Annotated in this window: 9 protein-coding genes; all 9 read left to right on the forward strand. The window is 59.5% G+C overall.

All coding sequences use genetic code 11. The features are described 5' to 3' along the window. Window positions 1–32: 32 nt before the first annotated feature. The 9 genes from NW843_RS04290 to rsgA all read left to right on the forward strand — a co-directional run bounded on the left by NW843_RS04290 (window position 33) and on the right by rsgA (window position 9756). Window positions 33–209 (forward strand): hypothetical protein, encoded by a 177-nt coding sequence (locus NW843_RS04290; RefSeq protein ID WP_414424808.1) that lies wholly within the window; start codon window positions 33–35, stop codon window positions 207–209. A gap of 134 nt (window positions 210–343) precedes the next feature. Beyond that, a complete protein-coding gene (locus tag NW843_RS04295; RefSeq protein WP_414522210.1) occupies window positions 344–1264 on the forward strand; it encodes a hypothetical protein in 921 nt (306 codons plus the stop codon). A gap of 66 nt (window positions 1265–1330) precedes the next feature. Continuing rightward, window positions 1331–2551, forward strand: coding sequence for a DUF445 domain-containing protein (locus NW843_RS04300; protein ID WP_011434466.1), 1221 nt, complete (start codon window positions 1331–1333; stop codon window positions 2549–2551). A gap of 40 nt (window positions 2552–2591) precedes the next feature. Continuing rightward, window positions 2592–4253 carry a bifunctional metallophosphatase/5'-nucleotidase gene (locus NW843_RS04305; RefSeq protein ID WP_414522211.1) on the forward strand — a complete coding sequence of 554 codons (1662 nt, stop codon included), beginning with the start codon at window positions 2592–2594 and terminating at the stop codon, window positions 4251–4253. 156 nt (window positions 4254–4409) lie between these two features. Then, window positions 4410–5147: a nucleotide exchange factor GrpE gene (grpE, locus tag NW843_RS04310; RefSeq protein WP_414522212.1), complete on the forward strand. Its 738-nt coding sequence runs from the start codon at window positions 4410–4412 to the stop codon at window positions 5145–5147. 179 nt (window positions 5148–5326) lie between these two features. Further along, window positions 5327–7135 carry a molecular chaperone DnaK gene (dnaK, locus tag NW843_RS04315; RefSeq protein ID WP_414329166.1) on the forward strand — a complete coding sequence of 603 codons (1809 nt, stop codon included), beginning with the start codon at window positions 5327–5329 and terminating at the stop codon, window positions 7133–7135. Between the two features lie 130 nt (window positions 7136–7265). Continuing rightward, on the forward strand, window positions 7266–8450 hold the full coding sequence (gene dnaJ / locus NW843_RS04320) for a molecular chaperone DnaJ (protein ID WP_414329167.1): 1185 nt from the start codon (window positions 7266–7268) through the stop codon (window positions 8448–8450). Continuing rightward, a complete protein-coding gene (locus tag NW843_RS04325; RefSeq protein ID WP_414398404.1) occupies window positions 8447–8716 on the forward strand; it encodes a sulfurtransferase TusA family protein in 270 nt (89 codons plus the stop codon). The genes dnaJ and NW843_RS04325 overlap by 4 nt, the downstream gene beginning before the upstream one ends. Next, window positions 8713–9756 (forward strand): ribosome small subunit-dependent GTPase A, encoded by a 1044-nt coding sequence (gene rsgA / locus NW843_RS04330; protein ID WP_414398405.1) that lies wholly within the window; start codon window positions 8713–8715, stop codon window positions 9754–9756. The genes NW843_RS04325 and rsgA overlap by 4 nt, the downstream gene beginning before the upstream one ends. Window positions 9757–9968 lie beyond the last annotated feature (212 nt).

Raw genomic sequence — 9968 nt, forward strand, 5'->3', positions numbered from 1 at the left:
TGAACAGTGATGTTCAGCAGTGTTCAGCGTAAATGTATCAGCCTTCACCTTCTCCTTCTCCAGAAGGACGGTCTCCTGCAGAACCCAAGCCGGAGTCCAGCCCCGAGGCTCAGGAGAGTGAGGCTACAGAGTCTCCTAAGCCAGAATCCCCAGCCCCCCAGCCAGGGGATCCCGGCGGACCGACTCCTTCTCCTTCCCCCAGCCCCTAGGGAAAACTCGATCCAGACCCCGAACAGGCTCAATAGTGTTTTAAGAGCTTCCGATCCCTTAATACCTACTAAATCTAGTGGGCACAAGCGGGGCAGGATGTTAAGCTACTGCCAGTTGTGACCGGATGGGATCCATGAGCTCAACCTTGCAGCCGTTCCTGCATTTGTTGCAGAGGAGTTCCTTTTGGGGGGTGTTGATAGCCGGTGCCGTTACCCCGGTTGCCGCTCAGCAGTTCGAGTTCACCCCTCAGTCGGTACCCCCCAGGGGGGATCCCGTCCCTACCCTGCCCTTGCTGAGCCCTCCGCCCTCCCCCGGCTCTGCCACGGCCCTGCCACCGGTACCTCAGGTGCCGCAAATGCCGCTGGATCCCACGGCTCCGGCCTTGGATCCGATCCCGGTGGTACCCGTTCAAGCGGCCCCAGGTGGACAACTCCCCCAAGGCGAGGCCTATTCCTATCAACGTCGGCCCGACCTCAGCCCAGGTGGGGATCTCCCTGGAGCCACGCGGGGCGAGCTGCCTGCCGGCACCCGTATTCTCCTCACGGTCTACCGCCCCATCACTTTCCAGCCCTACCAGGCCATTAACGGCCACCTGGAAGTCTCCGAGCCGGTGGTGGATCGCTTTGGCCAGGTGGTGATCCCGGCAGGGAGTGTAGTGTGGGGCACTTTTGAGCCGGTTTACCGAGAACTGAAGTTGTCTGGCCGGGAGGCGGAGAGCGCCGATCCTCAAGAGCGGGTCGTCGGCAGCCGCTTTGTGGCCAACCGCCTCACCATTGGGTCTTCCACCTACTTGGTGAGAGGCCAATCTGCGCCGCTATCAGTCGGGTTGGATCGCAACGCCGACGTCGGCACAACTGTAGCCCGCGGGGCAGGCTATGGGGCAGCAGGTGGGTTGGCCTTGGGGATCCTCACGGGGGGATGGGGCTTTTTGCCGATCTTGGCCGGCAGCTTGGCCGGCGCTGCGGCAGGCAGTACCAATATTGACCGGGTGGTGACGCTACAGCCCAATACGCTGGTGGAGCTGGAGCTGACCGATAGCCTGATCATCCAATAACTGGTCAACGCTCTCTTGCGCTGGGGCAGGTCAGTAGAGTAGAAGAGAGCACCCTCAATTGCTTCCATGGCCTTCTGGATCTACGTTGTGCCCCCGCTGGCCGGGCTGGTGATCGGCTATTTCACCAACGACATTGCCATCAAAATGCTGTTCCGGCCCTACCGCCCCTATCGGGTTTTCGGCTGGCGCATCCCCTTCACCCCCGGTTTGATCCCGCAGAACCAACCCCGTCTGGCCAAGCAGATCGCCAAGACCATCATGGGATCCCTGCTCACGCCGGAGGAACTGCACAATCTGGCCCGTAAGCTGCTGCAAACCGAGCGCATGCAAGCAGGGATCCGCTGGCTGCTGGGGGTAGCCCTGGATCGGCTGCAAAACCCTGAGCAACAGCAGCAAACCGCCCAGGTGTTGGCGCGCATTTTGGCCGATCTGTTTAACGAGTCGTTGCCCCGCCTGGTGAAGGTGCTGGCCCGTCAAGAAACCTTTTTGGAAGGGCCCATTAACCAACTGTTCGACCAAGTGTTGCTGGAGCTGCGCCTCAGCAGCGAGCAGGCTAAGCAGCTCTCGGAGTGGATCTTGAAGCAGGCGCTGCCCCCAAAGGTGTTGCGGCAGAACTTGGTGGACTTTCTCACCGATCGCAACATCGAATCCCTGGATGAGGAGTTTCGTGAACGAGCGACCGGCTCCTACTGGGTGGTGGCCAACTTGTTCGGCCTGAAAAATGCCCTGTTGCGCCTGCGCACCTATTGTCTAGAAGAGCCGGAAGGGGCAGAAGCCATCTTGGAAGATCTGCTCAAAGACATCAACGCCTCCCGCCGCCTGACCGAGATCCTGCAGAACCTCTCGCTGCAAAACCTGCCGGTTTCCGCCGTGCGTCAGTTGCGCCGTGCCCTCCGCGACGGGATCCAAGATTACCTGCGCAGCCAAGGGCCAGAGGTTATCAAAGGGCTGGGGGAGACCATCGATTGGGAAAAAGTGGCCAGCCTGGTGTTGGGACGCCTGCGCAACTCCAAGGCGTTGATCACCTCCATCGATCAGATCAGCGCCGACCTGGCTTTGGTCTTGGAGCGCTACCTAGAACGGGATCTCGAATCCCTGATGATGCAGGTGATCCCGGTGTTGAACCTGGATCAGGTCATTGCCGATAAAGTCAACGCCACCTCCCCTGCCGACCTGGAGCAGGCCATCCAGCAGATCGTGCGCCAAGAACTCCAGGCCATCGTCAACTTAGGCGGCCTCCTCGGCTTTTTGGTGGGCTGTGTGCAGGTGCTGTTCTTGCTGGGCTGACGAGTTTGGGTTGGGCTTTGACTTTGGCTATGATATGAGAATGCGGTTAACAATTCTCCATACTTCGGATCTCCATGCCAATCTACATCCCTGGAACTACTTCACTGGGATCCCTGCGGAGCACGGTCTAGCCAAGCTGGCCACCCTTATTAAGCGCGTGCGAGCTGCCAGTGAGGATCCCGTCCTGCTCATCGACAGCGGCGATACCATTCAGGGATCCCCCTTGGGCACCTACTATGCGCAGGTGGAGCGCGTCTCCCCTCACCCCTTGGCCCATGCTCTCAACGCCCTAGGCTACGACGCCTTTACCCCTGGCAACCACGACTTTAACTTTGGGCTTCAGGTTCTCCGGGATTTTGTCGGCGATCTCCGCTGTCCGGTGCTCTGTGCCAACATCCTCCGCCAGAATGGGGATCCCCTCTTCCAGCCCTACCTGATCCGGGAATTGGCCGGGGTTCGCGTCGGCCTGTTGGGGCTGACCACCCCCCGCATCGACACCTGGGAGCGCCCGGACTACATCTTGGGCCTACGCTTTGCCCCCTTGTTGGAGACCGCCCGCCACTACCTATCGCTGCTGCGACCTCAGGTGGATGTTTTGATCTTGATCCTGCACAGCGGCCCCAACCAATTGCCCCCCCTGCGCACCCCTGAGCATTGGCACAACCCAGATCGCTCCGGCTGGTGCAGCAACAAAAGCCTGGCAGGGGAAAACGAACTGTTGGCCCTGGCCGAACTGGACGGCATTGACGTCATCCTCTCCGGCCATACCCACCAGACCATCGCCGGTCTGGGGGGATCCCAAGCTCTAGTGGTGCAGCCCGGCTATTGGGGCAGCCACCTCTCCCAGGTATCCCTGGAGCTGGAGCGCCAGGGCAGCCGCTGGCAAATTCTCGGGAAAAGCGCACAGCTCCTCTCCGCCGAAGGGATCCCTCCCGATCCCGAACTCTTGGCCTTGACAGAGCCCTATCATCAAGCCACCCTGCGCTACATCCGTCAGCCCATTGGCCAAGCCCGTTCTGCCTATAGCGGCGGTCTGGCAGCCCGTCTGGGGGCCAACCCTCTGGCAGAGCTGCTCCATCAGGCCCAATTGCAAGCAGTGCGGGAGGCAGGATTCCCCGCAGAGCTCTCCCTGGTCAACATCTGCAGCAGCGCCGGCCTGTCGGCAGGCCCCATCTCCCTGCAAGATGCCTACAGCCTCACCGTCTACGACAACACCCTCTGCGTTTTGGAGATCACCGGAGATATTCTGCGGCGCGCCCTGGAACAGACTGCCGGCTATTTTCGCCAGTTGGATCCCAATCACCTTCCCGCCGATCCTGCTGCCGTCGTGGCCCCCGAAGCCCGCGGCTACACCTTCGACCTCTACCACGGCATCGACTACTGCTTCGATCTCACCCGTCCTGTGGGAAAGCGCCTGGTGACCTTACAATTCCGCGGACAGCCGGTGGAACCAGCACAGACCTTTCGCCTGGCCATTAACCACTACCGAGCCGGCGGCGGCGGCGGTTACAGCATGTTCCAAGAAGCCCAAACCCTGTGGATCTCAGCCGATAGCATCCGCGACTTTCTGGTCTACTATATTCACACCCACTCCCCCATTCAACCCATCTACAGCCCCAACTGGCGCCTAATCCCCGACTTGGCCAAGATCTACTTCCCCGATTGCCTGGGCCGGCCACGGGAACATCTGCTGGTCGGCTAGGAAAGAAAAGATATTGACTTCAACTGGCTGAAAGAGAACCCGGTAGAATACGATCAACACAGAGCCTGGTTTGGCTGAGTGCAGCGGCGGTTTTGAAACTGCCAAACTGGGGATATCCGAGTCACTGCTCATTGCTAACACTTGCCGACATCGCCCATGACTGCCGAAGAGAAGCAACCGATGGCCCCAGAAGATACCTATCCTGAACTACAGGAAGAAGAGATCGACGTAGAGGCAGAGCTGGAGAAGCTGATTTTGGAAGATAGCGAAGCAGAAGCCGGTACCTCCTCCGGAGAAACCGCAGCTGAGCCTTCTCCAGATCCCGGTGAAGCTCTCAAGCAGCTCCAGCACGAGTTGGAAGTTGTCCGCCAGCAACTCAAAGAGAAAGAAGACGCCTACCTGCGCCTCTACGCCGATTTTGAAAACTACCGGCGGCGTACCCAGCGGGAAAAAGAAGAGTTCAGCCAAAAAGAACGGCAGAAATTTGTGCTGGAGATCTTGCCTGTTGTGGACAGCTTTGAGCGGGCTCAGCAGCAGCTGAAGCTGGAAACCGACCGCGAGCGGGAGTTGCACAACAGCTACCAGAGCGTCTACCGCCTGCTGGTGGAATGCCTGAAGAAGATGGGCGTCTCCCGCATGAAATCGGTGGGCCAGCCCTTCGACCCCAACCTGCACGAAGCCATAGCCCGTCAGCCCAGCCCAGACTATCCTGAAGATGTGGTAGCCGTCGAATATCAGCCGGGTTACAAGCTGGGGGACTTGGTGATCCGTCATGCCATGGTGGCCGTCTCGGCGGGCATCCCCAGCTCTGAACCTTCCCCCTCTGCCCAGGCCACCATCGAAGCTGGTCCGGAAAACACGCCCGCCTCTCCCCAAAACCCCCAACCTTCCTAGCCGAACTTGCTCACTTGAACCTTGACAAACAGAGCCAGAGCAGTCTCAGAAACGCTACAGTAAAGCTACGGAGACGAAAGCAACGTCTGAAGGTTTCTGCGGGATTCTGGGCAGAATGCTTTTAAGATTCGTGGAATCGCGTTCTTGGGTTGAGACTTGGCGCACGGGAAGAGGGGGCTATGGGTAAAGTCATCGGGATTGACCTGGGAACCACCAACAGTTGCGTGGCGGTTTTGGAAGGTGGTCAGCCCGTTGTGATCACCAACGCCGAGGGAGGGCGCACCACCCCCAGCATTGTCGGCTTCGCCAAGAACAACACCCGCTTGGTGGGCCAACTGGCCAAGCGCCAGGCGGTTACCAATGCCGAAAACACCATCTTCAGCATCAAACGCTTCATTGGCCGCACCTTTGCCGAGACCGAAGATGAGCGGAGGCGGGTTCCCTACAAAGTCATCCCCGGTCGAGACAACATGGTGGAAGTGGCGGTGCAAGATCGCGCCTACACTCCGCAGGAGATCTCCGCCATGATCCTGCAAAAGCTGAAGGCCGATGCGGAGGCCTATCTGGGGGAGCCGGTGACCCAAGCCGTGATCACCGTTCCCGCCTATTTTACCGATGCCCAGCGGCAGGCCACCAAAGATGCGGGCACCATTGCCGGCCTGGAGGTGCTGCGCATCATCAACGAGCCGACAGCAGCCGCCCTGGCCTATGGCCTAGACAAACAAGATCAAGACCTGCGCATTCTGGTTTTCGATTTGGGTGGCGGCACCTTCGATGTCTCGGTGCTGCAACTGGGCAGCGGCGTGTTTGAGGTGCAGGCGACTGCCGGCAACAACCACCTGGGGGGGGATGATTTCGACCAAAGAATTGTCGATTGGCTCATCCGTCAGTTTTTGGAGACGGAAGGGATCGACCTCTCGCGGGATCGCATGGCCCTGCAGCGGATGCGGGAGGCTGCTGAGAAGGCCAAAATTGAGCTGTCCAGCACCCAGGTTACACTCATTAACCTGCCTTTTATCACCGCCGACGATTCGGGGCCCAAGCACCTGGAAGTGGAGCTGACCCGCGGCAAGTTTGAGGAGTTGGTGCGGGATCTGGTGGAGGCCACCGTGGAGCCTACAGAACAGGCGCTGCGGGATGCTGGCCTCTCCCCTGCAGACATCGACCGCGTGCTGCTGGTGGGCGGCTCTACTCGTATTCCCGCTGTCCAGGAGAAAATTCGGCAAATCTTCAAAAAAAACCCAGATCGCTCCGTCAACCCGGACGAGGCGGTGGCCCTTGGCGCTGCCATCCAGGCAGGCGTGGTGGGTGGAGAAGTGAAAGATCTACTGCTGCTGGACGTGATCCCTCTCTCGATTGGGGTGGAAACGCTGGGGGGAGTCTTCACCCGCATCATCGAGCGCAACACCACCATTCCCACCAGTAAAACCCAGATTTTCTCCACTGCCACCGATGGCCAGAGTGTGGTGGAGATTCACGTCCTGCAGGGAGAGCGGGCCATGGCCAAAGACAACAAAACCTTGGGCCGCTTTCAGCTGACCGGGATCCCGCCGGCTCCCCGTGGGGTGCCCCAGATCGAGGTTTCTTTTGACATCGATGCCAACGGGATCTTGAAAGTCTCGGCTCGGGAAAAGGGGACAGGAATCGAGCAGAGCGTCAAGATCACCAACAACGGTGGCTTGAGCAGCAGCGAGATCGAGCGAATGCGTCGGGAAGCGGAGGCCTATGCCGAAGAAGATCAGCGCCGGCGGCAGTTGGTGGAAGCCCGCAACCAGTCAGATAGCCTGCTCTACAACTACGACAAAACCCTGCAGGAGCATGGCAATCGCCTCAGCGAAGCTCGAATCCAGCGGGGGGCTCAAGTGGCGGGCACATTGAGGGCATTGCTGGCAAATGATAACGTAGACTTAGCAACTTTACGGAACGCAATGGAAGAACTGCGGGCTGTCCTGCTGGAGATGGGTAGCGAGATCTATGGAGCTCGCTGAGGATTCTAGGCAACTGCTTGCTCTCCCCCAGCTCCGGTGCCTTGTAGGTCTGCTTCGGTTGTGCTGCCTGACAAGTTGCATCTCAAGTGTGTCTGATGTTTTGATCTTTAACCTCTTCTGAAGCGCTTCTATGGCTCGCGACTACTATGAAATCTTGGGGGTTAGCCGCGATAGCTCCAAAGAGGAGATCAAGCGCGCCTATCGACGGTTGGCTCGTAAGTACCACCCGGATGTCAACAAGGAGCCAGGCGCCGAGGAGCGCTTCAAAGAGATCAACCGTGCCTATGAGGTGCTCTCTGATAATGAGCTAAAAGCTCGCTACGATCGCTTTGGAGAAGCGGGTTTGAGTGGAGCTGCTGCGGCAGCAAGTGGATTCCAGGATTTTGCGGGGATGGGTGGCTTTGCCGACATTTTCGAGAGCTTTTTCACCAACTTTGCAGGGGCAGGAGCCAGCTATGCCCGCAGTCGCCAGGGGCCGGTACGGGGCGATGATCTGCGCTTTGACCTAAAACTGGAGTTTCTGGAAGCCATCTTCGGCGGCGAAAAGCAGATTCGCATCAGCCACTTGGAAGTCTGCAACGTCTGTGGGGGCAGCGGGGCCAAGCCCGGTACGGAGGTGAAAACTTGCCCCACCTGCGGGGGCGGTGGTCAGGTGCGGCGGGCAACCCGCACGCCGTTTGGCAACTTTACCCAGGTCTCGGTTTGTCCCACCTGTGGTGGCAGCGGTCAGGTGTTGGAAGAGCCCTGCTACAACTGCAATGGCGAGGGCTTGGCCCAAACCACGAAGAAACTGCGCATTAACATCCCAGCCGGCGTGGATAGTGGCACCCGTTTGCGGGTTTCCGGGGAAGGCGATGCCGGTCGACGCGGTGGCCCGCCCGGGGATCTCTACGTCTACCTGTTTGTGGAACCGGATCCCGACTTCCAGCGAGATGGCCTGACCATTCTCTCGGAGGTGCGGGTAAGCTATTTGCAGGCCATCTTGGGGGCCAAGGTCTCTGTGCCCACCGTGGACTCGAAAGCCGGCCTGGAGGAGGAGGTGGAGCTGACCATCCCAGCCGGATCCCAGCCGGGTACAGTGCTGACCCTGGAGGGCAAGGGGGTACCTCGCATTGGCAACCCGATGTCTCGGGGCGACCACCAAATCACCTTGGTGGTGGAGATCCCCACCCGCATCAGCTCAGAAGAGCGGGAATTGCTCATGCGCCTGGCTGAGCTGCACGGAGAACGCATCAACAAGCGGGATGGTTTCTTGGGCGGGTTGTTGCGGGGGCTGGCCCAGATGCCTGGCAACCGGGAGCGTGAGGAAGAATGACTGCAGAGGCTGTTTCGTCGGAAGAGGTCAAGCTTGTCCTTGACCAGCGTGGGATCCCTTGCCCACTTAACTACGTGCGGGCGAAGCTGCGCCTGGAGCGCATGGCTCCTGGAGAACTGCTGGAGCTGTGGCTGGATGCGGGAGAACCTCTGGAGCAGGTGCCCAACAGTCTAGCCATGGCCGGGCATCGGATTGAGGGACAGGCAGCTTCCCCCGAAGGCCATTACATTCTCTGGGTGCGTCGCGGCACGCCTGCGTCGCCATGAGCCCGGTGAAACCAGAAGGAAAGGGGGATCCGGGATCCAGTTGTACCGGCTGGGTGCGAGCAGCGCAGGCCAACTTTTATCGCGTGCGTATCGATCCAAGTTTGGCTGCCCTCTTTCCCGAGATCCCGGCTCGGTTTCCGGTTGAAAAGCCCACGCCGGCAGAGATTCTCTGTACCAGTCGGGCCAAGCTGAAAAAAATGGGCCAGCAGGTGATGGTGGGGGACTGGGTGGAGGTGCGCTTGCCGCCTGCTGCCGCCGACCTCTGGCCGGAGCGGGGGGTGATCGAGGCGATCCTGCCGCGGCGCACTCAGCTGCCTCGACCCGCTATTGCCAACGCGACCCAAGTTCTGGTGGTGGTGGCCCTGGCCGAGCCCGACCCTGAGCCCAACGCCCTCAGTCGTCTGCTGGTGCAAGCCGAGGCCAGCCAACTGCGGGTTCAGGTGGTGCTGAACAAATGCGACTGCGTGGATCCAGAAGTGGCGACAACTTGGGTGGAGCGTCTGCAGAGGTGGGGATATGAGCCTCTGTTGGTCAGTGCCCACACCCAAGCTGGGATCCCCCAGTTGCAACAATGTTGCCGAGATCAGATCTCGGTGGTGATGGGCCCTTCCGGGGTGGGCAAATCCAGCTTGCTCAATCGGCTGCTGCCGGACGTTCGGCTGGCTACTCAGGCCGTCTCCAGACGTTTGGGCCATGGTCGGCACACCACCCGCCATGTGGAGCTGTTTCCTTTGCCGGAAGGCGGTTGGATCGCCGATTCGCCGGGATTCAATGCTGGCGAAGGGATCCCGCCGGTGCATCCTTTGCAGTTGATACGGTGCTTCCCCGAAGTAAGGGATCGCTTGGGCGCCTGTCAGTTTCGCGATTGCCTGCACCATCGAGAGCCGGGCTGTGGGCTCCGAGATCTGGATTGGGAACGACGGACTTTTTACTTGCAGCTTTTGCAAGAAGTCCAGCAGGTGCAAAAGGCATCGGTGGGCCTTATCCAGCCTGGCCAAGATCCCAGTCTCGCCAGAATTGCGCGAAAGACCCCAATCTGAGGACTATAGTCATTCCAAACTAGATTGAGACACTCCTCAAGCATTCCGTGCAGCTTCTGCGACCACTCCCAGCCCCTATTCCTTTGGGAGAGGGGAGTTAGGAACCAATACACAATACAACAGAAATGTTTCATTCCTGTCTAAAATGACTATAAAACGACCGTAGAATGTCAGCTAGAAATCGCAGGAGCCCCGCACTGTACCCGTAGGGT

This window comes from Synechococcus sp. R5-12, from assembly GCF_047502655.1.
Classification (GTDB): Bacteria; Cyanobacteriota; Cyanobacteriia; order Thermostichales; family Thermostichaceae; genus Thermostichus.